A 23626-nucleotide genomic window follows, 5' to 3' on the forward strand; every position below is an offset into this window, starting at 1 on the left:
AGGGGTCAGAGGGACTTGACGGCGTTGAGCAGCTTGCCCATCGAGTCCTTCGCGTCGCCGAACAGCAGCGTGGTGTTGGGCTCGAAGAGCAGCTCGTTCTCGATGCCGGCGAACCCGGGGCGCATCGAGCGCTTCATGAAGACCACCTGCTTCGCCTCGTCGGCGTTGAGGATCGGCATGCCGTAGATCGGCGCGCCGGGGGTGGTCTTCGCGGCCGGGTTCACGACGTCGTTCGCCCCGACGACGAGTGCCACGTCGGCGTCCTTGAAGTCGCCGTTGATGTCGTCCATCTCTTTCAGCTGCTCGTAGGGCACCTGGGCCTCGGCGAGCAGGACGTTCATGTGGCCGGGCATGCGGCCGGCGACCGGGTGGATCGCGTAGTCGACCTTGATGCCGCGCTCGCCGAGCACGTCGACGAGCTCGCGCAGCGTGTGCTGGGCCTGGGCGACCGCGAGGCCGTAGCCGGGGACGATGATCACGCGCTCGGCGTAGGCCAGCATGATCGCGACGTCCTCGGGCCCGGCCGACTTCACCGGGCGGTCGGAGGCCTCGCCTCCGCCGAGCGTCGAGCCCCCCTTCAGGGCGCCGAACAGGATGTTCGCGACCGAGCGGCCCATGGCGCGAGCCATGAGCAGGGTGAGGAAGGTACCGGAGGCACCGACCAGGGTGCCCGCGACCAGCAGCAGGGTGTTGCCGAGTATGTAGCCGCCGGCGGCGACGGTGAGACCGGTGAACGCGTTGAGCAGCGAGATCACGATCGGCACGTCCGCGCCGCCGACCGGCAGCACCAGGAGCACGCCGATCGCGAGGCCGAGCAGGGCCAGCAGGACGCCGACGCCCACGGACGGGTCGGTGACGATGAGCACCGACAGGGCGAGCACCGCGATCAGGGCGGCGCCGAACACCACCGGCAGACCCGGGAAGACCACCGGCCGCGACGTCATCAGCTCCTGGAGCTTGGCGAAGGTGACCAGCGAGCCGGCGAAGGACACCGAGCCGACCACGATCGTGAACGCGGTGGCGGCCAGGTCGAACCCTGCGGTGAACGACCCCATGTGCTCGAGCTCGAGCAGCGCGACCAGGGCAGCCGCGCCGCCGCCCACGCCGTTGAACAGCGCCACCATCTGCGGCATCTGCGTCATCTGCACCTTGCGAGCGCCGTAGACGCCACCGACGGTGCCGAGCACGATGGCGGCCAGCATCAGCGGCACGTGGTCGAGGTCGAGGTAGAGGAACGGGACGACGCAGCCGACCACCGCGGCGCCCGCCCCGACCAGGTTGCCGGTGCGCGCGGTCTTCGGGCCCGAGAGGCCCTTGAGCGCGAGGATGAAGCAGACCGCGCAGGCGAGGTAGACGAGCTGGACCCAGACCGGCATCAGGCAGCCCCGCCCTCGGTGCTGCCCGCGGGTGCCTTCGGCTTCCTCCGCGTGAACATCTGCAGCATCCGGTCGGTGACCACGAAGCCGCCGACCATGTTCACCGTCGCCAGCACGATCGCGACCAGGCCCACCGCCAGTGCGAGACCGCTGTCGGTGGTGCCGGTGACCAGGATGGCGCCGAGCAGGATGATCCCGTGGATGGCGTTCGCACCGGACATCAGCGGCGTGTGGAGCGTCGAGGAGACCTTGGAGATCACCTCGATGCCCACGAAGACGCTGAGCACGAAGATCGTCAGCCAGACGACGGCGTCGTTCACTGGTCCTCCCCTTCCAGGGCGGTGCGGGTGGGCTCGTGCACGATGGCACCGTCGCGCGTGACGCAGGACGACGCGACGATCTCGTCCTCGGGGTCGGGGGCGAAGGTGCCGGGTCCGGTGCCGTCGCCCGTGGCGGTCATCAGCGTGACCAGGTTGACCACGTTCTGGGCGTAGAGGCGGGACGCCGGGCCGGGCATCTGCGACGGCACGTTGCTCCCGCCCCAGACCTGGGCGTGGCCGATCCGGACCACCTCGCCCGCGACCGAGCCCTCGACGTTGCCGCCGGACTCGGCCGCGAGGTCGACCACCACGGACCCGGGCTTCATCTGCTCGACCATGGCGGCGGTGACCAGCATCGGCGCCTGCCGGCCGGGCACGGCAGCGGTGGTGATCAGCGCATCCGCAGCAGCGATGTACGGCGTGAGCAGCTCGCGCTGCCGGGCCGCCCGGTCCTCGGTCATCTCGCGGGCGTAGCCGCCGGCCCCCTCGAGCGTCTCGAGGTCGAGGTCGATCGACTTGGCGCCCATGGAGCGGATCTCCTCGGCGGCGGCGGCCCGGACGTCGTACGCCCGGACCACGGCGCCGAGCCGCTTGGCGGTGGCGATCGCCTGGAGACCGGCGACGCCGGCGCCGAGCACCACGACCTCCGCAGGCTGGACGGTGCCGGCCGCGGTCATGTTCAGCGGGAAGAAGCGCCGCAGCAGTCCCGCCGCGACGATCGCGCTGCGGTAGCCGGCCACGAGGGCCTGCGAGGACAGCGCGTCCATCGACTGCGCCCGGGAGATGCGGGGCACGAGCTCCATCGAGTAGGACGTGATCCCGCAGTCACGGAGGTTGGTGACCACCTCGCCGGCCTGCGCCCCCGGCAGGAACGACACGGTGGCCGCGCCCTGGCGGAGTCGGCGTACGGACTCGACGGGCAACGGTTGCACCGACACCACGACGTCGGCGGTCGCGAGCGCGTCCGGCTCGACGGTCGCGCCGGCCGCGGCGTACTCCTCGTCGGCGTGCAGGGCACCGGCGCCGGCACCGGGCTCGACCGCGACGTCGTACCCCAGGCCGGTGAGCTTGTCGACCAGCTCGGGCACCATCGCGACCCGGGTCTCCCCGTCGCGGGTCTCCTTCGCTACAGCGATCTTCACCCGCTGCAACCTAGGGCACGGGAAGCCGTCAGGACCACTGTCTGAGACGGGTGTCTCGCAACTGCCCGATCGGCGGGTGCGCCCACGGGGCGCGGGCGGGTGGGCACGGGCCGGTGCGGTGGCGGCACCGTTCTCCTGCGCCGCCACCGCCCCGGGAGCCCTGTCCGTGCCGGGTCAGCCCTGCTGCGAGAGGTCCACGACCTCGTCGCTCGGAGGCGCGTCGGCCTCCACCGGCTCGTCGTAGTCGCTGAAGGTGAACGAGCCCGAGGTGTCGCCCTCGCCCTGCAGCTTGAGGATGTGGTGCTTGCCGTCGACCGCGATCCACGCCTTGGTCGGGTCGCCGGAGTCGCTCGTGCCCTCGATGACCACGGCGTCCTCGCCGTCCACCGCGCCGGTGTCGCCCTTCTTCACCGTCGAGTCGTCCTCCTTGGTGAAGTCGTCGAGCAGGTTGTCGAGGTCGCAGAACGACTCGAACGACGCGCCGGCCGAGGCCGGCACCTTGGCCCACTTGTCGCCGACCAGCGCCAGGATCTGCTGGGCCTGCTGGGCGCCGCCGACGGAGTTCGTCCAGAACGCCTCGTCGCCCTTGAGGTAGGTCTCCTCGCCGCCGATGAACCGGGCGGTGCCACCTCCCTGGCTGATCTCGCCGGCACACTTGCCGTCGGTGTCCGAGGACAGCGTCAGCGACAGCTCCTGACCGTTCTCCTTGATCGTGCCGTCCATCGTCAGCGACGTCACGGTCTTCATGTCCTTGATCGCGGCATCCTTGATGTCCGACGCGGACCTGTCGGCGAAGTCGTCGCCGCCCCCGTCACCGGAGCCACAGGCCGCCGCGCCCAGCAGCCCCGTCGCCACCAGGGCCGCGCGCAGCGCGTTCGTCCCGAGCCTCATGTTTCCCCTTCCGTCGTGGTTCGCGGGGACCATCCGACCACAGTCGAACCGCTCCCCCGTCATCCGGTCGGGGCCCACGGGGCCCGGGTGGGCGCTGGGCGGGTGCTCAGCGGGTGACCACGACCAGGGACGACGTACCCGTTCCCGGGCGGACCATGACCTGCGCCTCGGCGCCGCGCGCGGTCCGCACGAGCCGTACGCCGACCGGGCGCCCGTCGAGGGTGGCCTTGCGGACCTTGACCCCGTCGGGCAGGACCGCCCCGATCGTCAGCGCCAGCCGGCTGTGCCGGGTCACCTCGGTGGTGTACGTCGGGCCGGTCCGGGTGGCGGTCACGTCGACCGCGCCGTCGCCGAGCCGGATCGTGTCGCCGGAGATCGTGCTCTGGCCGGCCGGGACCTGCGGGACCACCGCGACCGTGCCGCGACCGAGGTCCGGCGCCACCCCGAGCCACTGGTGCACGACCGGCCACAGCGTGCCGTAGGCGCCCCACGCCTGCATCACCATCGACCGCTCGGTGAAGAGCCGGTTGATGTTGGCGCCGAAGTCGCCGCCGGGGACGATCTCGGGCATCGCGCCCGGCATCTCCCACAGCGACGGGTCGAGCTGGCTGCGAGCGTTGCCGTGGGTGTAGACGCCCTGCTGCCCGGAGCCGAGACGGCCGTAGTTGCCCTCGCTGACCGCGGCGATCGCGCTGTTCAGCGTGAAGACGCTGCGCTCGCTGGGCACCGCGGAGACCACGCTGTCGCAGCTCGCGCCCGGGTTGCCGGCCGGGGCCGAGGTCGGCCCTGTGCCGGTGTGGAACAGTCCGAGCTCGTTGGTGAAGCAGGGCTTCTCGTGCTGGTCGAGGGTGGTGTTCCCGTGCGCCCGGGAGGCCAGCGGGTCGCCCGGCCGGCCGGGGAGGTCGGGCAGCACGGCGTCGGTCGGGGTGAGCCCGATCCAGTGCCGCTGGAAGACCTTCTCGTTGCCGGGGTCGTCGAGGGAGTCGGCGTAGGAGTTGGCGCCGCCGTCGTCGTACCACCAGGCGTCCTCGAACGCCTTGACCATCGCGCGGGCGCGCTGCTCGGACCAGGTGCGGGTCTTGTTGTCGCCGCGGGCGCGGGCCATGTCGGCGAGGTCGGCGTACCCGCGGATCGTGTAGACGGCGTTGTCCAGCTTCTCCTCGCCCATGCCCTCGCGCTCGACGTTGCCGAGCCCCTCGGGCCAGCCGTCGCCGTCCTCGTCGAGGGTGGCGACGTACTTCATCGCCTTGACGCTCGCGGGGTAGAGGTCGCGCAGGAACGCGTCGTCGCCGGTCCAGCGCCAGACCTCGGCGACCGCCGAGGGGTACTTCGAGGACTCGTCGGTGTTGCCGGCGTCCGCGTTGGCGCCGAAGTAGACGGCGCCGTCCGGGGTCACCTCGTGCACGATCTTGCCGCTGCCGCCGTTGACCACCTCGGACACGTCACGCAGCGCGCGGAGGTGTGCCTTGATCGGTGCGAACTGGCCGGCCGCGACCGCGGCGAACGCGGTGTACTCGCCGTCGGTGCCGAACAGCCACGGGTAGTCGGGCCACCCGGCGCCGAGCCAGCGCATGGACGCGATGGTGCCGGCCGGCGGCGGGTACTCCTTGCCGGCGCGGACCACGCGCAGCCGCGGGTTCGCGACCCGCTGGTCGGAGGCGGCCAGCATCTGCTTGGACCAGCGGATGCTCTGCTCGAGCAGCCGGTCACCGGGCAGGTCGACCACGGTGTTGCCGTCGACCGCCTGCCGGGTGGCGACCTTGGCGGCGAGGTGCCCGGCCGGGTCGTCGAGCAGGCCGGACAGGGCCGAGCGGGCGCCCGCGGGGCCGGCGCTGGACCCACCGATGCCGAACCAGACCGTGCGGACCTCACCGGCCCGCAGCGGCACGTCGTACGTCAGGCGGCCGCCGGCGCCCTTGCCGTACTCGGTGTCGTCGCAGCGCTGTGGCTGCGGCGGGGCGTCCGGGCCGGAGGCGGGGCAGACCACGGCCGGGTCCTGCGGCCCGCGGAAGTCCGTGCCGGTGTCCGTGGCCGTCGGGGTGAGGCTGGAGCCGAACGTGGCCGCCCAGTCGTGCGCCTCGGCGTTCGGGTGCGGGGGCTTGCCCTGGTCGCGGAAGAGCAGGTGGCCGCCCTCGACCGACGCGGTGTCGGGGAGGTTCTCGGTCTTCTGGCTGGGCTGGGTCTCGCCCCACGGGTAGGAGCCGAGCAGCTCGGAGTGCGCGTCGGCGCGGAGGCTGATCGTGCGGTCGGTGTCGGAGCGGAGGCTCAGGCCGACCAGCGCGCCGTCCGCTCCGTCGGGCACGACGTCGGTGCGACTGGCCTGCACCCCTGCAGTGTCGGGGAGGTCGGTGCGGACGTAGCCCCACCCCGAGGTGGTGCGGGTGCCCTGCCCGATCCACTGGTCGTCGATCCCGAACCAGACGCCGTCGAGCAGCTTGACCTCGGGCAACCAGTAACCGCCCATCTCGCCGCGGGTGTGGAAACCGGCCGCGGGCCAGCGGCCGTCCGCGGAGCCGAGCGCCCAGGCCCGGTCACCGGTGACCACGAACCGGCGGTCGGCCAGCCGGGTGGTCTCCGAGAGCTCCGGCGAGCGGTCCAGCGACCCGTCGACGACCGGGGTCGGGGCGGCCGCGGCGGGCGCGGTCCCGGCCTGCGGGAGGCTGGCGACCAGGGCGCCGGCGGCGAGCGCGACGGCGGCGGCCAGGGACCGGCGGAGCAGAGGACGAACGGGACGAGGGGGAAGGGATGAGGACAGGCCCGAGAGATCCATTCGTCGTTCCTACGCCCCCGGCGCGGGCGGTGTCCAGACCTACCGGCGGGTCACCACTCAGCCGAACGCGCCGCCGAGCCGGGCCAGGAGCTCCTCGACCCAGGCCGGGACCAGGGTGCCGGCCGGACCTTGCCGCGACTCGTGGAACATCGACACGCCCTCGCTGGGCTCGAGGTTGAGCTCGAGGGTACGCGCGCCGTGCATGCGCGCCTGGTGCACGAAGCCGGCGGCCGGGTAGACCACGCCCGACGTACCGATCGACACGAAGAGCTCGGCCTCGGTCAGCGCCTCGAGGATCCGGTCCATGTCGTAGGGGATCTCGCCGAACCAGACCACGTCCGGCCGCAGTTCGCTGACCCCGCAGCGCGGGCAGGGCGGGTGGCCGGACATCTCGCCCTCCCACGGCATCCGCTGGCCGCAGCCGCGGCACAGCGCGGAGAGCAGCTCGCCGTGCATGTGCACCACCCGCGCGGATCCGGCGCGCTCGTGCAGGTCGTCGATGTTCTGCGTGACCAGGAGGAAGTCGTCGCCGAGCAGGTCCTCCAGCCGGGCCAGCGCCCGGTGCGCCGGGTTGGGCTCGACGCCGCTCAGCGCCGCCCTCCGGGCGTCGTAGAACCGGTGCACGACCGAGGGCTGGTAGTCGTAGGCCTCGGGGGTGGCGACGTCCTCGACCCGGTGCCCCTCCCACAGGCCGTCGGCGTCCCGGAACGTGGGGACGCCGCTCTCGGCGGAGACACCCGCCCCGGTCAGGACCACGACCCTCATGCGTCGCTCCACCTCTCGTCGGCCTGCCCGCAGGGTACTGAGCGCCTGGCCGGCGCCGGCACGGGCGCCCGCTGGTCGGTCGCGCCAGTGGACGGTCGGGATACTGGCCCGGTGCCCACCGCCGACCCCTCCGACCACGACGACGAGCGCCGACGGCTGCGCGACGCCTACGACCTCGTCGCCGACGCGTACGCCGCCCACTTCCCGTCGACCGAGCCCGAGCAGCCGGTGGACGTGGCGATGATCGACCACTTCGTCGGGCTCCTGGGCGAGACTCCCGACGTGCTGGACGGCGGCTGCGGCGCCGGACGGATGGCAGGGCTCCTGACGGACCGGGGCTGCCGGGTCCAGGGCGTCGACCTGTCGCCGGGGATGGTCCGGGCCGCGCGACACGCCCACCCCGACATCCCGATCGGCGTCGCCTCCCTCACCGCGCTGCCGTTCGGGGACGCGACCTTCGACGGGCTCCTCTACTGGTACTCGACGATCCACGTCCCGGACCGCAAGCTCCCCACCGTCTCCCGCGAGGCACGGCGTGTGCTCCGCCCGGACGGCCACCTCCTCGTCGCCTTCCAGACCGGGCACGGCCCGCGCGAGGTCGGCGAGGGCTACCGCCGCCTCGGGTACGACGTCACCATGGTCCGCCACCACCGGCAGCCCGACGACCTGTCCGCCCGCTTCACCGCCGACGGCTTCACCGAGGTCGCCCGCCTCGACCGCGCCCCGGTCGCCGGCGTCGAGCGGGACGACCAGGCTGTGCTGGTACTGCGGCGTACGTAGGAGCGCCCGGCGCCCGTGGGGCGGCGCCCCAGGACGGCGACATCGACCGGGACCTGGTCAGGGAAATCAATGCCCTGCCAGGGAATGCTTTGCCTGACAGGGGAGGGATTCCCCGGACGCCCGGGGAATCACTACGACCTCGACGCTCAGTAGTACCAGGGGTACGGCGACCAGTCGGGGTCGCGCTTCTCGAGGAACTGGTCGCGCCCCTCCTGCGCTTCGTCGGTCATGTAGGCCAGGCGCGTGGTCTCCCCGGCGAAGAGCTGCTGGCCGACCAGGCCGTCGTCGATGAGGTTGAAGGAGTACTTCAGCATCCGCTGCGCGGTCGGGCTCTTGCCGTTGATCTTGCGGCCCCACGCGAGCGCCTCGGCCTCGAGGTCGGCATGCGGGACCACCCTGTTGACCATGCCCATGCGGTGCGCGTCCTCGGCGGTGTACTCGTCGCCGAGGAAGAAGATCTCGCGCGCGAACTTCTGGCCCACCTGCCGCGCGAGGTACGCCGACCCGAAGCCGCCGTCGAAGGAGCCGACGTCGGCGTCGGTCTGCTTGAACCGCGCGTGCTCGGCACTGGCCAGGGTGAGGTCGCTGACCACGTGCAGCGAGTGCCCGCCGCCGGCGGCCCAGCCGTTGACCAGGCAGACCACGACCTTGGGCATGAACCGGATCAGCCGCTGGCACTCCAGGATGTGCAGCCGGGCCAGCTTCGCCCGGTCGATCGCCAATTCTCGACGGCTCTGTGGGGCGGCGCCGGCGTCGGGGGGCTCGACGGAGTCGAGCTCGTACTGGTAGCCGGCCCGGCCCCGGATCCGCTGGTCGCCGCCGGTGCAGAACGCCCACTTGCCGTTCTTCGCGCTGGGGCCGTTGCCGGTGAGCAGCACGCAGCCGACGTCGGCCGACGTGCGCGCGTGCTCGAGCACCCGGAGCAGCTCGTCGACGGTGTGCGGGCGGAACGCGTTGAGCACGTCGGGGCGGTCGAACGCGATCCGGACCGTGCCGTGCTCGACCGCGCGGTGGTAGGTCAGGTCGGTCAGGTCCTCGAAGCCCGGTACGTCGCGCCAGGCGGCGGCGTCGAACCCCTCGGACACACCCTCGATCGCACTCATGGCGAGAGGCTATCCGGCACGGTCCTCCGCCTCACGAGGGTGTCTGCACCCCCGTGGGGCGGACGACCGCCATGCTGTGCCCGTGACCGCACCCGCGCCGGGCGCCGCCCTCGCCGAGCCCGTCGTACCGCCGCCCGCCCGGTGGGTCGCCGCGCTGTGCCTGGCGAGCATCGGGCTCTGGGCCGGCTTCTTCGGCCCGATCCAGGTGCTGCTCGCCCAGCAGGCCGAGGCGATCGACGCGGGGCACAAGGAGTTCGTGTTCTCGCTGGTGACCGGGCTGGGGGCGTTCACCTCGGTGGTCTGCAACCCGCTGTTCGGCGCGTTCTCGGACCGGACCACGCTGGCCGCCGGGCGCCGTCTGCCCTGGGTGGCCGGCGGTGCGCTCGGGGGCGCGGCCGCGCTGCTGCTGCTCGCGGTCGCCGACTCGGTGGCGGTGATGGCGCTCGGCTGGTGCCTCGCCCAGGCCGCCCTCAACGCGATGCTGGCCGCGGTGACCGCCGCGGTGCCGGACCAGGTTCCGGTGGACCGGCGCGGCCTGGTCGGCGGCCTGCTCGCGGTGGCGCAGACGGTCGGCGTGGTGGGCGGCGTCGGCATCGCCTCGGCGACCGGCTCCATCGCGGCCGGCTACACCACCACCGCGGTCGTGCTCGTCGTGCTGGCGCTGCCCTACTGCCTCGACTCCCGCGACCTCGAGCTGCCCGCCGAGCTCCGGCCGCGGTTCGCGTGGGGCAGCTTCCTGCGCGGCTTCTGGATCTCGCCGCAGGCCCATCCCGACTTCGCGTGGGCCTGGCTGACCCGGATGCTGGTCAACCTCGGCAACGCGCTCGGCACCCTCTACCTGCTCTACTACCTCGACGACGCGGTCGGGCTGTCGGACCCCGAGGACGGCGTCTTCGTCCTGACCGCGCTGTACGCCGTCGCGCTGGTCGCCACGACCGTGGTCTTCGGCGGCTGGAGCGACCGGGTCGGACGGCGGAAGGTCTTCGTGATCTGGTCCGGGCTGGTCGCCGGCGCGGCCGGGCTGGTGCTGGCCGGCACCCAGACCTGGCCGGGAGCGCTGGTGGCGGCACTGCTGCTCGGCTGCGGCTACGGCATCTACACCTCGGTCGACTTCGCGCTGATCACGCAGGTGCTGCCGGGTGCCGAGGCCCGCGGGAAGGACCTCGGCGTCATCAACATCGCGAACGCGCTGCCGCAGGTGATCGCACCGTTCCTGGCCACGGTCGTGCTGGGCATCGTGCACGTCACCGGCGGTCGGGTCACCACGGACGGGGAGGCGTTCTCGGTCGGCTACTTCGTGCTGTACGTGGTGGCGTTCGCGTGCAGCGTGCTCGGGTCGGTGCTCGTGACCCGGATCCGCTCGGTGCCCTGAGCGGGCGACGTACCGTGGACGCCATGGCACTCACGGGAGAGTACGAGCCGAGCAAGCAGCAGTGGGTCCGCGACCAGGTCGAGCGCTACGAGGCGACCGGCGGGCGCGAAGCCAACACCCTCCGCGGCATCGACCACTGGCCGATCGTCGTGATCACCTCGGTCGGCTCGAAGTCCGGCAAGCTCCGCAAGAACCCGGTGATGAGGGTCGAGCACGACGGTGTCTACGCCGCGATCGCTTCGCAGGGCGGGGCACCCGCGCACCCGAGCTGGTACTTCAACGTCGTGTCCCATCCCAAGGTCGAGCTCCAGGACGGCCCCGAGCCGCACACGTACGTCGCCCGGCTCGCCGAGGGCGCGGAGCGTGCGGAGTGGTGGGAGCGGGCGGTCGCGCAGTACGCGCCGTACGCCGACTACCAGCAGAAGACCGACCGGGAGATCCCCGTCTTCCTGCTCGAGCGCGCCTGACCCCTTGTCTTCCGGCGGAAGACGCCTATCGTGGGAAGCAGACCTACCCGTTTTTCTCGGAGCGGCGTCATGGCGGAGACCTCGGGGGCCTCGGTCACCCACCACCAGCCGGATCTCCGGCGCGCGCCGCGCTCCCTTCCCCGATCACCCGCACCACGGTCGAGCGCGTGGGCACGGCACCCACCCCCACCGGCCGTGCCGTCGCTCCCGTGGTGCGGTCCCTCGTCGAGGACGCGGTCGAGCACTCGCTCGACCGTGCGGGCCCGGCAGGGCGGTCAGCCGTTGCGGGCGATCGAGGCGGCCAGCGCGACCAGGTGACCGAGCCGGGCCAGCTCGCTGTCGAGCACGTCCGGCCCGCCGCGGCGGCCGAAGACCACGACCTCGTCGCTGGAGAGCGGGGCCGCGGCCAGCACGTCGTTGTCGTCGCCGGTCTCGAGGCGAGCGGGGCGCTCGAGCTCCACCCAGGCCAGCGCCTCGGGTGCGGCGGTGGTGGCGTGCACGACCTTCGCGTCGTCGCCCTCGCGGCGGATCCGGGCACCCCAGTCCGCGCGGAAGGTGTGCGGCAGCACCTCGACCAGCCGGTCCACCGCACCGGCGCGGTGCGCGGTGAGCTCCTCCACGGCCTCGAGGTCGAGGAACAGGTTGCCCCCCGCGGCGTACCGCGAGATCCACAGCACCCGCACGCCCTCCAGCGTGTTGCACGCCGAGACGATCGAGTCCGGCATGGTGCCCGGCGAGGTCTCCAGGAGCACGTCATCGACGGCGTTGCCGTCCGGGCGGTGCTCGACGATCTCGATCGCCTCGATGTCACCGCCGGCCTCACCGATCGCGGTCGCGACACGGCCCAGCGAGCCGGGGACGTCCGGCAGCTCGACGCGCAGGAGGAAGGGCATGACACGACGATATCGCCCGGATCCCGCCCCACTGCCGCCTTGTCCGGTGGCTGGGTGGGGTCAGCGGACGATCTTGAGGTTGAACTCCGCGCGCCCGAACTTCCCCATCAGCCGCAGCCACAGAGGCAGCCACATCTCCAGCCCACGGGCTGCGGACAGGTCGTCGAACTCCACGACGTCGCGCCACCCGAGCTCCTCGAGCAGGCCCCGTGCGACGGCCCGGGCGTCGGCGTCGTCGCCCGCGACGAACACCGTGGTGTCGCCGTCGCCGATCCGGCCGGGATCGACCATCACCTCGTTGGCGCAGGTGTTGAGGGCCTTGACGACACGGACGTCCGGGTGCGCGCGCTGGAGCTGCTCGGCCAGGCTGTCGGTGTCCTTCACGGTGAGTGTCGGAGGGAAGCCGTGGCTGAAGTCGAGCGGGTTCGAGGTGTCGAGCAGCACCTTGCCGGCCAGGCCCGGGCTCGCGGCGGCCACGGCCGGCAGGCTGCCGTCACCGTTGGTCGCGTTGACCGCGACGTCGGCGCCGGCAGCCGCGTCGGCGTACGTCGCGAGCTCGAGGTCCGCCGGGAACCCCTCCCGCTCCCGGGTGGTCGCAGGGTCGCGGGTGCCGACCACGACGTGGTGCCCGGCCCGGGTGAACGCCCCGGCCAGGGCCCGGCCGACGGCACCGGTGCCGAGGATCGCGATCTCCATGTGTCCGATGCTAGGTCGCTGCCCCGAGGGTCACCCGGGTCTTGTGCAGACCGGGGAGGAGGAGTTTCGTGGACCCATGGCGGACAAGAACGGCAGGAAGGCCACCCAGCACGACCTCGAAGCGCCCGGGCCCGACCGGATTCGCAACGTCGTGCTGGTCGGGCCCAGTGGATCCGGCAAGACCTCCCTCCTGGAGGCCCTCCTCGCGTCGTCCGGCGCGATCTCCCGCGCTGGCTCGGTGATCGACGGCACCACCGTCTCCGACTACGAGGAACCCGAGCAGCAGCACCAACGCTCGGTGTCGCTCGCGGTCGCGCCGCTGGTGCACCAAGGGGTCAAGATCAACCTGATCGACACCCCCGGGTACGCCGACTTCGGCGGCGAGGTGCGGGCCGGCCTGCGTGCCGCTGACGCCGCGCTGTTCGTGATCGCGGCCAACGAGTCCGTCGACGACGCGAGCCGCCACCTGTGGCGCGAGTGCGCCCAGGTCGGGATGCCGCGCGCCGTGGTGGTCACCAAGCTCGACCACGCGCGCGCCGACCACGACGGCGTGGTCGCCTCCTGCCAGGCGGTGTTCGGCGACAAGGTGATGCCGGTCTTCGTGCCGGTCCGCGACGGCGACACAGTGTCCGCGGTCGACCACCTGCTCGACCCGTCCTCGACCGACGACCGTCGCGACTCCCTGATCGAGGCGGTCATCGAGGAGTCCGAGGACGAGGGCCTGATGGACCGGTACCTCGGCGGCGAGGAGGTCACCGAGAAGACCCTGGTCGCCGACCTCGAGACCGCGATGGCCAAGGGCTCCTTCCACCCGGTGGTGCCCGCCTGCGCGACCAGCGGCGTCGGCTGCACCGAGCTGCTCGACCTCGTGGTGTCCGGCTTCCCGCCGCCGCACGAGCACCCCTCGCCCGAGGTGTTCCTACCCTCGGGAGCGCCGGCCGCCGCGATCTCCGCCGACCCGGCCGGGCCGCTGGTGGCCGAGGTGGTGAAGACCACGAGCGACCCGTACGTCGGCCGGGTCAGCATCGTCCGGGTCTTCTCCGGCACCCTCCAGCCCGACCAGCCACTGCACGTCTCCGGCCACTTCTCGTCGTTCTTCGGCGAGGAGAGCGGCCACGAGGACCACGACGCCGACGAGCGGTCGGGCGCGCTCTCGTTCCCGTTCGGCAACGCGCTGGTCAACGCCTCGAAGCTGGTGGCCGGTGACATCGGCAGCGTCAGCCGGCTGACCACCGCCGAGACCGGCGACACCCTCTCGGACCCGGACGACCCGCGAGTGCTCAAGCCGTGGTCGATGCCCGACCCGCAGCTGCCGGTCGCGGTCGAGGCGGCCACCCGCTCCGACGAGGACAAGATGTCATCCGCGCTCACCCGGCTCGCCGCCGAGGACCCGAGCCTGCGGGTCGAGCGCAACCCCGAGACCCAGCAGGTGGTGCTGTGGGTGCTCGGCGAGGCGCACGTCGAGGTGGCGCTCGACCGGCTGTCCCGGCGGTACGGCGTCACCGTCGAGCAGCGCGAGCTCGTCATCCCGCTGCGGGAGACCTTTGCCGGGAAGGCGCGCGGCAAGGGACGCCACGTCAAGCAGTCCGGCGGGCACGGTCAGTACGCCGTGTGCGACATCGAGGTCGAGCCGCTCCCGCCGGGCTCGGGGCTGGAGTTCCTCGACAAGGTCGTCGGAGGCGCCGTACCCCGCCAGTTCATCCCGTCGGTGGAGAAGGGCGTGATCGCGCAGATGCAGCGTGGGGTGCGCAACGGCTACCCGGTGGTCGACCTCCGCGTGACCCTGCTCGACGGCAAGGCCCACAGCGTCGACAGCTCGGACATGGCGTTCCAGGCCGCCGGCGCGCTCGCCCTGCGCGAGGCCGCCGAGAGCGCGGGCGTGGTGATGCTCGAGCCGTACGACGAGATCGCGGTCGTGGTGCAGGACGACCTCGTCGGCGAGGTGATGAGCGACGTCTCCTCGCGCCGGGGTCGGCTGAGCGGCACCGACAAGCTCGGCGACGACCGCACCGTCGTACGCGCGGTGGTGCCGCAGACCGAGCTGGTCCGCTACGCCATCGACCTGCGCTCGTCGACGCACGGCGCGGGCACGTTCACGCGGACGTTCGCGGAGTACGAACCGATGGCCGAGGACCTCGCCCGCCAGGTGGCGCCGCGGTCCTGAGTCGTTTCCGACCCGGTCGGGCCGGTCGGTCAGCCGCGGCGGGCGCCGCGGTCGGTGAGCAGCGTGCACCAGCGCTCGGCGAGCTCGCCGGGCTTCGCGTGCCCGTCCGCGCCGGGGACGTCGCGCGCCACGCCGTAGCCGAGCCTCGTGTCGCTGGCGGTGTCGAGCACCCACACCTGGTGGCCGGCGGCGAGCGCGGACCGGAGCCGCTCGACCTGGCTGTTGCTGAAGGTCAGGGACGGTGGGGAGCCGCTGCCGGAGAGGACGTAGCGCCGGCCGCCGTTGCGGAGCACGAGGCTGCCGCGGCTGCGGGAGACCTCGACGTCGCCGGGTGCGGAGTCGACGACCGTCCTCTCCGGTGTGCTCAGGGTGACCCGGCCGTGCTCGAGGTGCAGGATCACGGGCACGCAGCCGCCGCGGATCCGTCCTCGTCGCCAGTAGAGCCCGCCGGTCACCGAGTCCGTCATGGGTGCACTGGTCATCGCGCGAGCATATTGGTCCCCAGCACCTCGTAGCGCGGCCGTTTGCGCGGTCCTTCACCGAGGTACGACGCGACCAGCGCGAGCTCGTCCACCCGCCACTCCGGGCCGGCGTACCCCTCGAGCAGGCGGACCCAGTTGCTTGCCTCCGCAGGGCGTCCGAGCCGGGCCAGGGTGAGGTGGGCGCGGAACTTCCCGCCCTCCGGCTCGGCCCCCGCCTTGCTCGCCGCCGCTCGCGCGCCCGTGGCCAGCCGGGACAGCTCGGTGCGCGCGGTGTCGTCGCCGTCGACGCCGGCCCACAGCACGCGCGCCCTTGCTGCGTTGGGGAACGCGCCCCCGCCGCGGACCTGCAGGTCGAACGCCGTACGTCGCTTGGCCGCCCGCGCCAGCCGCTCGAGGAGGTCGTCGAGCCGCCGCTCCTCCACGTCCGGCATGAACGCCAGGGTCAGGTGCCACTGCTCCGGCAGCGTCCACCGGAACGGCCCCGCCTCCCGCCGCGGCGCCAGGAACGCGTCGAGGTCCTCGACCACGCGCTCCGGTGGGATCACCGCCACGAAGAGCCTCATGCGCCCCATCTTGACGGGCAGTTCTGGCACTTGTCGGCCGGAATTCTGCCCGTCAAGCGCAGGATTCCCCGGTCCACGGGGGAATCCTGCGGCCGACCTACAGCCCCAGGTCCCGCCCGATCAGCTCCTTCATGATCTCGTTCGAGCCGGCCCAGATCTTGGTGACCCGGGCGTCCCGCCAGGCGCGGGCGACGCGGTACTCGTTCATGAAGCCGTAGCCGCCGTGCAGCTGGACGCAGTGGTCGAGCACCTCGCTCTGCACCTGGGCGGTCCACCACTTGGCCTTGGCGGCGTCGATCGGGGTGAGGTCGCCCTCGGCGTGCGCGGCGACGCACTGGTCGACGTACGCCTGGGTCACCTCGACCCGGGTGAACAGGTCGGCGAGCAGGAACTTGTTGTGCTGGAACTGGCCGATCGACTGGCCGAACGCCTTGCGGTCCTTGGTGTAAGCGAGCGTCTCGTCCAAGATCTGCCGGGCGTGCGCGAGGTTGGTGACCGCGGAGCCGAGCCGCTCCTGCGGCAGCCACGTCATCATGTGGATGAAGCCGTGGTCGAGCTCGCCGACGATGTTCTCCGACGGCACGCGGACGTCCGTGAAGCTCAGCTCGGCGGTGTCGGACTCGTCCTGGCCGACCTTGTCGAGCTTGCGGCCGCGGGAGAAGCCCTCGCGGGTCGACTCGACCGCGAACAGGGTGATGCCACGGGCCTTCTTCTCCGGCGAGGTCCGGGCCGCGACCAGCACCAGGTCGGCGGAGTAGCCGTTGGTGATGAAGGTCTTGGAGCCGTTGAGGACCCAGTCGTCGCCGTCCTTGACCGCGGTGGTCTTGAGCGCGGCCAGGTCGGAGCCGCCGGACGGCTCGGTCATGCCGATCGCGGTCAGCAGCTCACCGGAGCAGAAGCCGGGGAGCCAGCGCTGCTTCTGCTCGTCGGTGGTCAGGTGCACGAGGTACGGCGCCACGATGTCGGCGTGGATGCCGAGGCAGGACGGGAGCGCCATGTTGACCTTCGCCAGCTCCTCGGTGAGCACCGCGTTGAAGCGGTAGTCGCCGGCCTCGGAGCCGCCGTACTGCTCGGGGACCTCGAGGCCGAGGAAGCCCTGCTTGCCGGCCTCGATCCAGAAGTCGCGCGGGATCGCCTTCGCCTCGGCGTACGCGTCGAGGTGCGGGATCACCTGGCGCTCGAGGAACTCCCGGACGGAGGAGCGGAACGACTCGTGGTCGGCGTCGTACAGCGTGCGCTTCATACCGCCGCATCTTACTCACCGGTAACCGCCGCCGAAATGTGATCGTTGCCTCCCGGTCACGCATCCCCGCCCCGACGGGTGGGTACCTGTGCTTGGATCGTTCAAACCATCAGCCCGGGGTCGTGAGAAGAGGTTCAGCGATGGAGGTATGGCCCGGAGAGGCCTACCCGCTCGGCGCCACGTTCGACGGGCGGGGCACCAACTTCGCCCTGTTCAGCGAGGTGGCCGAGCGTGTCGAGCTGTGCCTGTTCGACGAGGACGGCACCGAGACCCGGATCGAGGTCACCGAGGTCGACGCGTTCGTCTGGCACTGCTACCTGCCACAGGTCCAGTCCGGCCAGCGCTACGGCTACCGCGTGCACGGTCCCTGGGACCCCGAGCGCGGCCTGCGCTGCAACCCGAACAAGCTGCTGCTGGACCCCTACGCCAAGGCGACCGCCGGCGAGATCGACTGGGACCAGTCGCTGTTCGGCTACGACTTCGGCGACCCCGACAGCCGCAACGACGACGACTCCGCCGCGCACATGGTGCACGGCGTGGTGATCAACCCGTTCTTCGACTGGGAGGGTGACCGGCGCCCCGAGGTCCCCTACAACGAGACCGTGATCTACGAGGCGCACGTCAAGGGGCTCACCGCGCTGCACCCGGACGTCCCCGAGGAGCTGCGCGGGACGTACGCCGCGCTGGCGCACCCGTCGATCGTCGAGCACCTCCGGAAGCTCGGGGTCACCGCGATCGAGCTGATGCCGGTGCACGCGTTCGTGCAGGACAGCACCCTGCTCGAGAAGGGCCTGCGCAACTACTGGGGCTACAACACGCTGGGCTTCTTCGCCCCGCACGCCCCGTACGCCGCCACCGGCGAGCGCGGCCAGCAGGTGCAGGAGTTCAAGTCGATGGTCCAGGCGCTGCACTCCGCGGGCATCGAGGTGATCCTCGACGTGGTCTACAACCACACCGCCGAGGGCAACCACCTCGGGCCGACGCTGAGCTTCAAGGGCATCGACAACCCGGCGTACTACCGGCTGGTCGAGGACGACCAGCGCTACTACATGGACTACACCGGCACCGGGAACAGCCTCAACGTGCGGCAGCCGCACTCGCTGCAGCTGATCATGGACTCGCTGCGCTACTGGGTGACCGAGATGCACGTCGACGGCTTCCGGTTCGACCTCGCCGCGACGCTGGCCCGCGAGTTCTACGACGTCGACCGGCTCTCGACGTTCTTCGAGCTCGTGCAGCAGGACCCGGTGGTCAGCCAGGTGAAGCTGATCGCGGAGCCGTGGGACATCGGGCCCGGTGGCTACCAGGTCGGCGGCTTCCCGCCGCAGTGGACCGAGTGGAACGGCAAGTACCGCGACACCGTCCGCGACTTCTGGCGCGGCGAGCCGTCGCTGGGCGAGTTCGCCAGCCGCATCGCCGGCTCCTCCGACCTCTACGAGCACTCCGGCCGCCGGCCGTTCGCCAGCATCAACTTCGTCACCGCGCACGACGGCTTCACGCTGCGCGACCTCGTGTCCTACAACGAGAAGCACAACGACGCGAACGGCGAGGACAACAACGACGGCGAGAGCCACAACCGGTCCTGGAACCACGGCGCCGAGGGGCCGACCGACGACCCCGAGATCCTCGCGATGCGGGCCCGTGCCCAGCGCAACTTCATCGCCACCCTGCTGCTCAGCCAGGGCGTCCCGATGCTGCTGCACGGCGACGAGCTCGGCCGCACCCAGCAGGGCAACAACAACACCTACGCCCAGGACTCCGAGCTGAGCTGGATCCACTGGGACGAGGTCGACGAGCCGCTGGTCGAGTTCACCGCCGCCGTCGCCCGGCTGCGCCGCGACCACCCGACGTTCCGCCGCAAGCGGTTCTTCACCGGCACCAGCGTCCGGGTCAGCGACGGCACCGAGGGCGACCGGCTCAACGACATCGTCTGGCTGCACCTCGACGGACGGCCGATGGACGACGACGACTGGGACGGCGCGGCGCAGGCGATCGGGATGTACCTCAACGGCCACGGCATCGCCGGCAAGGGCCCGCGCGGGGAGACCGTCACCGACGACCACTTCCTGCTCTACTTCAACGCCGACGGCCCGGCCACCGTCACCCTGCCTCCGGAGGAGTACGCCGCGGCCTGGGACGTCGTGGTCGACACCGGCGGGAATGCCGACCGGGCCACCACCCGCAAGGCCGGGTCGACGTTCGACATCGAGACCCGGTCGCTGCTGGTGCTGCGCGAGCACGTCGCGCCGGTCGCCGAGCCCGACCACTCCGTGGCGGCGTCCGTGGCGCACGCTTCCGGCGGGAACGGGTCCGCCAGCGGGCGACGTACGACGAAGGGCGGGAAGGGCTGACCGTGCCGGAGCAGCGGAGGGTCCCGAGGAAGCCGACCAGCACGTACCGCCTCCAGGTCACCGAGGACCTCGACCTGTTCGCAGCGGCGCGGCTGCTGCCCTACCTGCACGACCTCGGCGCCGACTGGGTCTACCTCTCCCCGCTGCTGGCCGCCGAGCCGGGCAGCACCCACGGGTACGACGTGGTGGCCCACGACCACGTCGACGCCTCGCGCGGCGGAGCAGAAGGGCTGGCGGCCCTGTCCGCGGAGGCCCGCCGGCTCGGGCTCGGCGTGCTTGTCGACATCGTGCCCAACCACGTCGGCGTGGCCACCCCGCACGAGGACCCGTGGTGGTGGGACGTGCTCCGGCACGGCCGGGCCAGCGAGCACGCGCAGGCGTTCGACGTGGACTGGGCGGTCGGCGACGGGCGGATCCGGATCCCGGTGGTCGGCGACGACGACCAGCCCGAGCCCGGCGGTCCGATCGCGCACCTGACCGTCGCCGACGACGAGCTGCACTACCACGACCACCGCTTCCCGCTGGCGCCCGGCAGCGCCGACGACGGGGCGGACGCCGACACCGTGCACGCCCGCCAGCACTACGAGCTGGTCAACTGGCACGTCGCCGACGAGGGGCTCAACTACCGCCGGTTCTTCGCGGTCAACACGCTGGCCGCGGTCCGGGTCGAGGACCCCGCGGTGTTCGCCGACTCCCACGTCGAGATCAAGCGGTGGTTCGACGAGGGCCTGGTCGACGGACTCCGGGTCGACCACCCCGACGGGTTGCGCGACCCCGGGGGCTACCTCGCGGACCTGGCCGACCTCACCGGTGGGGCCTACGTGCTGGTCGAGAAGATCCTCGAGCTTCGAGACGCCTCGTCCCCCGACTCGTCAGCCCCCGAGATGGAGGAGCTGCCGCCGTCGTGGTCGACGGAGGGCACCACCGGCTACGACGCGCTGGCGTACGTCGACCGGGTGCTCACCGACCCGGCCGGCGAGGCACCGCTGGACGCGCTGGAGACCAGGCTGCGCGGCGGCCCGGTCGACTGGGCGGCGATGGTGCACGGGACCAAGCGCGCGGTCGCCGACGGCATCCTGCAGTCGGAGGTCCGGCGGATCACCCGCGAGGTGCGCCGGGTCCGGTCCGGGCTGCGGTTCGACGACGTGGCGGACGCGGTCGCCGAGCTGCTCGCCTGCTTCCCGGTCTACCGCTCCTACCTGCCCGAGGGGCGCGAGCACCTCGACCAGGCGTTCGCGTCGGCCCGCACGTGGCGCCCCGACCTCGCGGCGGCGTACGACGCGCTCCTGCCGGTGCTCGCCGACCCGACGTCGCCGCCCGCGCAGCGCTTCCAGCAGACCAGCGGGATGGTGATGGCCAAGGGCGTCGAGGACTGTGCGTTCTACCGCTGGTCGCGGCTCACCTCGCTGACCGAGGTGGGTGGCGACCCGTCGGTGTTCTCGGTCGACCCGGCCGCGTTCCACGCCTGGGCGGGGCTGCGTCAGCACGAGTGGCCCGACGCGATGACCACGCTCTCGACGCACGACACCAAACGCGGCGAGGACGTCCGGGCCCGGATCACCGTGCTCGCCGAGCTCCCCGACCTGTGGTCGGAGACGCTCGACGGGCTGCTGGCCGCGGCGCCGGTGCCGGACCCGGGCTTCGGCAACCTGCTCTGGCAGGCGGTGGTGGGGGCCTGGCCCGCGAGCGTCGACGGCGGACCGCCTGTGGACCTGCGCGACCGGCTGCACGCGTACGCCGAGAAGGCGATGCGCGAGGCCGGGGACCGGACCACCTGGACCGACCCGGACGAGACCTACGAGACCGCCGTCCACGCGGCGGTCGACGCGGCCTTCGACCACCCGCGTGTGCGCGACCTGGTCACCGCGACCGCGTCCCGGCTGGCCGACCCGGGGTGGACCAACGCGCTGTCCGCGAAGCTGCTGGCGCTGACCCTGCCCGGGGTGCCCGACGTCTACCAGGGCAGCGAGCTCTGGGAGCAGAGCCTGGTCGACCCCGACAACCGTCGGCCGGTCGACTTCGACCTGCGCGCCCGGCTGCTGGCCGAGGCCACGCACCGACCGCCGGCCGGCCTCGACGACCCCGGCGCCGCCAAGCTCGCGGTCACCGCGGCCGCGCTCCGGCTGCGACGCGACCGCCCCGACCTGTTCACGACGTACGCACCCCTCGCGGCCGAGGGTGCCGCCGCCGACCACGCGCTCGCCTTCGACCGGGGTGGTGCGGTCACGGTGGTCACCCGGCTGCCGGTCGGGCTGGCCGCCCGCGGCGGGTGGGGCGACGCCGTGCTCCGGCTGCCCGACGGGTCCTGGACCGAGCAGGTGAGCGGGCGGCGCTTCAGCGGAGCCGTGCGCCTGTCCGACCTGCTCGCCGACCTCCCGGTCGCGCTGCTCGCGGAGGACGGGCGGTGAGCCGCCCAGCCCGCGGCCCGTACGACGTGTGGGCGCCGTTCCCCGAGCGCGTGCGGCTCGCCATCGGCGACGCCGTGGTCCCGATGACCCGCGGCGACGACGGCTGGTGGACGCCCGACGGTCCGCTGCCCGGAGGCGCCGACCTGGACTACGGCTACCTCCTCGACGACGACGAGCACCCGGTCCCCGACCCGCGGTCACGCCGGCAGCCGCGCGGGGTGCACGGGCGCTCCCGCCGCTTCGACCCGTCGGCGCACGCCTGGCAGGACGGTGCCTGGACCGGCCGCCAGCTGGCAGGTGCGGTGGTCTACGAGCTGCACCTCGGCACCTTCACCCCCGAGGGCACCCTCGACGCCGCGGCCACCCGGCTCGGACACCTGCGGTCGATCGGCGTCGACTTCGTCGAGCTGATGCCGGTCAACGCGTTCAACGGGACCCACAACTGGGGCTACGACGGGGTGCTCTGGTTCGCCGTGCACGAGGAGTACGGCGGCCCGGCGGCGTACCAGCGCTTCGTCGACGCCTGCCACGCCGCCGGGCTGGGCGTGATCCAGGACGTCGTCCACAACCACCTCGGGCCGTCCGGCAACTACCTGCCCCGGTTCGGGCCGTACCTCAAGCAGGGCCGGAACACGTGGGGCGACCTGGTCAACCTCGACGACGAGGGGTCGGCGGAGGTCCGGCGCTACGTCCTCGACAACGCGCTGATGTTCCTGCGCGACCTCCACGTCGACGGGTTGCGGCTCGACGCCGTGCACGCGCTGTCGGACGAGTCCGCGACCCACCTGCTCGAGGAGCTCGCGGTCGAGGTGGCAGCAGCGTCGGCACACGTCGGCCGCCCGCTCACGCTGATCGCCGAGTCCGACCTCAACGACCCGCGGCTGGTCACCCCGCGCGAGGCCGGCGGCTACGGCCTCGACGCGCAGTGGAGCGACGACTTCCACCACGCGGTGCACGTGGCGCTGACCCGCGAGACAGACGGCTACTACGCGGACTTCGAGCCGCTCTGCGCGCTGGCGAAGGTGTGCGAGCGCGGCTTCTTCCACGACGGCACCTTCTCCTCGTTCCGGGGCCGCGACCACGGCGTGCCGATCGACACCGCGGCGATGCCGACCTGGCGGCTGGTGGTGTGCAGCCAGAACCACGACCAGATCGGCAACCGGGCCCGCGGCGACCGGCTCACCGAGGTGCTCGACGACGACCAGCTCGGCTGTGCCGCGCTGCTCACACTCGCCGGCCCGTTCACGCCGATGCTGTTCCAGGGCGAGGAGTTCGCCGCCTCGACACCGTTCCAGTTCTTCACCTCGCACCCCGAGGAGGACCTCGGTCGGGCCACTGCGGAGGGTCGGATCGCCGAGTTCGAGCGGATGGGCTGGGACCCCGCCGAGGTGCCCGACCCGCAGGACCCCGCGACGTTCGCGCGCTCGAAGCTCGACTGGTCGGAGGCCGGTTCGGGGCGCGGCGCCCGGCTGCTCGCGACGTACCGCCGGCTGGCGGAGCTGCGCCGCGAGCGACCGGAGCTCACCGACCCGTCGTTCGCCTCGGTCGCCTGCACGGCCGACGAGGACCGGGGCGTGTTCACGATGGCCCGGGGCGACCTGCTGGTGGTGGTCAACGTCGGTGACGGTGCCGTCGACCTGCCGGTGACCCACGAGGAGCTGCTGTTCGCGACCGGACCGTCCGTCGCGCTCACCGAGGACACGCTCCGGCTCGGTCCGCACGCCGGCGCGCTCCTCGCCTGATTCCACGCCGGTCTCGGACGCCTCCCGGTGAGTCGGCACAAGATGTGCCGGGTCACCGCCCCATCGCCCCGGCGAGTCGGCACAAGATGTGCCGGGTC

At 72.3% G+C, this 23626-nt stretch carries 19 protein-coding genes; 7 read left to right on the plus strand and 12 right to left on the minus strand.

The genetic code is table 11. From position 1 onward, the window contains the following. Positions 1–5: 5 nt before the first annotated feature. The 6 genes from EKO23_RS01555 to cobB form a co-directional block, all read right to left on the minus strand. Positions 6–1376 carry an NAD(P)(+) transhydrogenase (Re/Si-specific) subunit beta gene (locus EKO23_RS01555; RefSeq protein WP_134713384.1) on the minus strand — a complete coding sequence of 457 codons (1371 nt, stop codon included), beginning with the start codon at positions 1374–1376 and terminating at the stop codon, positions 6–8. After that, on the minus strand, positions 1376–1696 hold the full coding sequence (locus EKO23_RS01560) for an NAD(P) transhydrogenase subunit alpha part 2 (protein WP_134713386.1): 321 nt from the start codon (positions 1694–1696) through the stop codon (positions 1376–1378). The genes EKO23_RS01555 and EKO23_RS01560 overlap by 1 nt, the downstream gene beginning before the upstream one ends. After that, complete coding sequence (locus EKO23_RS01565; protein WP_134713388.1) at positions 1693–2838, minus strand: NAD(P) transhydrogenase subunit alpha; 1146 nt, start codon at positions 2836–2838, stop codon at positions 1693–1695. The genes EKO23_RS01560 and EKO23_RS01565 overlap by 4 nt, the downstream gene beginning before the upstream one ends. Positions 2839–3012: 174 nt before the next feature. Then, complete coding sequence (locus tag EKO23_RS01570; protein ID WP_134713390.1) at positions 3013–3729, minus strand: LolA-like protein; 717 nt, start codon at positions 3727–3729, stop codon at positions 3013–3015. Between the two features lie 106 nt (positions 3730–3835). Next, entirely contained in the window at positions 3836–6499 is a 2664-nt protein-coding gene (locus EKO23_RS01575; RefSeq protein WP_246050845.1) for a glucosidase family protein, read from the minus strand. 57 nt (positions 6500–6556) lie between these two features. Beyond that, complete coding sequence (gene cobB / locus EKO23_RS01580; RefSeq protein ID WP_134713392.1) at positions 6557–7264, minus strand: Sir2 family NAD+-dependent deacetylase; 708 nt, start codon at positions 7262–7264, stop codon at positions 6557–6559. Between the two features lie 111 nt (positions 7265–7375). Here cobB and EKO23_RS01585 point away from each other — a divergent pair, with 111 nt between their 5' ends. Next, a complete protein-coding gene (locus EKO23_RS01585) occupies positions 7376–8044 on the plus strand; it encodes a class I SAM-dependent methyltransferase (RefSeq protein ID WP_217702404.1) in 669 nt (222 codons plus the stop codon). 146 nt (positions 8045–8190) lie between these two features. Here the strand turns inward: EKO23_RS01585 and EKO23_RS01590 are convergent, their stop codons facing one another. Continuing rightward, positions 8191–9147, minus strand: a complete 957-nt coding sequence (locus tag EKO23_RS01590) for a 1,4-dihydroxy-2-naphthoyl-CoA synthase (protein WP_134713394.1) — start codon at positions 9145–9147, stop codon at positions 8191–8193. Between the two features lie 82 nt (positions 9148–9229). On the opposite strand from EKO23_RS01590, the gene EKO23_RS01595 reads away from it, so the two are divergent. Beyond that, positions 9230–10519, plus strand: coding sequence for an MFS transporter (locus EKO23_RS01595; RefSeq protein WP_246050846.1), 1290 nt, complete (start codon positions 9230–9232; stop codon positions 10517–10519). Between the two features lie 23 nt (positions 10520–10542). After that, the gene (locus tag EKO23_RS01600; RefSeq protein ID WP_134713398.1) at positions 10543–10986 is read left to right on the plus strand and encodes a nitroreductase family deazaflavin-dependent oxidoreductase; all 444 of its coding nucleotides are present in this window, start codon (positions 10543–10545) and stop codon (positions 10984–10986) included. Positions 10987–11261: 275 nt separating this feature from the next. Here the strand turns inward: EKO23_RS01600 and EKO23_RS01605 are convergent, their stop codons facing one another. After that, positions 11262–11879 carry an ACT domain-containing protein gene (locus EKO23_RS01605; protein WP_134713400.1) on the minus strand — a complete coding sequence of 206 codons (618 nt, stop codon included), beginning with the start codon at positions 11877–11879 and terminating at the stop codon, positions 11262–11264. Between the two features lie 60 nt (positions 11880–11939). Beyond that, positions 11940–12575 (minus strand): NADPH-dependent F420 reductase, encoded by a 636-nt coding sequence (locus EKO23_RS01610; protein ID WP_134713402.1) that lies wholly within the window; start codon positions 12573–12575, stop codon positions 11940–11942. Positions 12576–12651: 76 nt separating this feature from the next. Between EKO23_RS01610 and EKO23_RS01615 the strand changes: the two genes are divergently transcribed. Continuing rightward, entirely contained in the window at positions 12652–14739 is a 2088-nt protein-coding gene (locus EKO23_RS01615; RefSeq protein ID WP_134713404.1) for an elongation factor G-like protein EF-G2, read from the plus strand. A gap of 29 nt (positions 14740–14768) precedes the next feature. On the opposite strand, the gene EKO23_RS01620 is transcribed toward EKO23_RS01615, so the two are convergent. The 3 genes from EKO23_RS01620 to EKO23_RS01630 form a co-directional block, all read right to left on the minus strand. Then, positions 14769–15221 (minus strand): hypothetical protein, encoded by a 453-nt coding sequence (locus EKO23_RS01620; protein ID WP_134713406.1) that lies wholly within the window; start codon positions 15219–15221, stop codon positions 14769–14771. Further along, a complete protein-coding gene (gene thpR / locus EKO23_RS01625; protein ID WP_134713408.1) occupies positions 15218–15784 on the minus strand; it encodes an RNA 2',3'-cyclic phosphodiesterase in 567 nt (188 codons plus the stop codon). The genes EKO23_RS01620 and thpR overlap by 4 nt, the downstream gene beginning before the upstream one ends. A gap of 97 nt (positions 15785–15881) precedes the next feature. Next, the gene (locus tag EKO23_RS01630; RefSeq protein ID WP_134713410.1) at positions 15882–17027 is read right to left on the minus strand and encodes an acyl-CoA dehydrogenase family protein; all 1146 of its coding nucleotides are present in this window, start codon (positions 17025–17027) and stop codon (positions 15882–15884) included. A 140-nt stretch (positions 17028–17167) separates the two neighbouring features. On the opposite strand from EKO23_RS01630, the gene glgX reads away from it, so the two are divergent. The 3 genes from glgX to treZ are packed head-to-tail and all read left to right on the plus strand — an operon-like array spanning position 17168 to position 23528. Continuing rightward, entirely contained in the window at positions 17168–19378 is a 2211-nt protein-coding gene (glgX, locus tag EKO23_RS01635; RefSeq protein WP_134713412.1) for a glycogen debranching protein GlgX, read from the plus strand. Between the two features lie 2 nt (positions 19379–19380). After that, on the plus strand, positions 19381–21786 hold the full coding sequence (gene treY / locus EKO23_RS01640; RefSeq protein ID WP_134713414.1) for a malto-oligosyltrehalose synthase: 2406 nt from the start codon (positions 19381–19383) through the stop codon (positions 21784–21786). Further along, positions 21783–23528, plus strand: a complete 1746-nt coding sequence (treZ, locus tag EKO23_RS01645) for a malto-oligosyltrehalose trehalohydrolase (RefSeq protein WP_134713416.1) — start codon at positions 21783–21785, stop codon at positions 23526–23528. Before treY ends, treZ begins: the two co-directional genes overlap by 4 nt. The last annotated feature ends 98 nt before the right edge of the window (positions 23529–23626 follow it).

This window comes from Nocardioides guangzhouensis (assembly GCF_004519545.1).
GTDB lineage: Bacteria > Actinomycetota > Actinomycetes > Propionibacteriales > Nocardioidaceae > Nocardioides > Nocardioides guangzhouensis.

Coding starts and splice junctions, on each gene's coding strand:
- EKO23_RS01590 (WP_134713394.1), bottom strand. CDS start 9,147: ATGAGTGCGATCGAGGGTGTGTCCGAGGGGTTCGACGCCGCCGCCTGG.
- EKO23_RS01570 (WP_134713390.1), bottom strand. CDS start 3,729: ATGAGGCTCGGGACGAACGCGCTGCGCGCGGCCCTGGTGGCGACGGGG.
- EKO23_RS01575 (WP_246050845.1), bottom strand. CDS start 6,499: ATGGATCTCTCGGGCCTGTCCTCATCCCTTCCCCCTCGTCCCGTTCGT.
- cobB (WP_134713392.1), bottom strand. CDS start 7,264: ATGAGGGTCGTGGTCCTGACCGGGGCGGGTGTCTCCGCCGAGAGCGGC.
- EKO23_RS01605 (WP_134713400.1), bottom strand. CDS start 11,879: ATGCCCTTCCTCCTGCGCGTCGAGCTGCCGGACGTCCCCGGCTCGCTG.
- EKO23_RS01555 (WP_134713384.1), bottom strand. CDS start 1,376: ATGCCGGTCTGGGTCCAGCTCGTCTACCTCGCCTGCGCGGTCTGCTTC.
- EKO23_RS01630 (WP_134713410.1), bottom strand. CDS start 17,027: ATGAAGCGCACGCTGTACGACGCCGACCACGAGTCGTTCCGCTCCTCC.
- EKO23_RS01615 (WP_134713404.1), top strand. CDS start 12,652: ATGGCGGACAAGAACGGCAGGAAGGCCACCCAGCACGACCTCGAAGCG.
- EKO23_RS01610 (WP_134713402.1), bottom strand. CDS start 12,575: ATGGAGATCGCGATCCTCGGCACCGGTGCCGTCGGCCGGGCCCTGGCC.
- EKO23_RS01620 (WP_134713406.1), bottom strand. CDS start 15,221: ATGACCAGTGCACCCATGACGGACTCGGTGACCGGCGGGCTCTACTGG.
- glgX (WP_134713412.1), top strand. CDS start 17,168: ATGGAGGTATGGCCCGGAGAGGCCTACCCGCTCGGCGCCACGTTCGAC.
- thpR (WP_134713408.1), bottom strand. CDS start 15,784: ATGAGGCTCTTCGTGGCGGTGATCCCACCGGAGCGCGTGGTCGAGGAC.
- EKO23_RS01600 (WP_134713398.1), top strand. CDS start 10,543: ATGGCACTCACGGGAGAGTACGAGCCGAGCAAGCAGCAGTGGGTCCGC.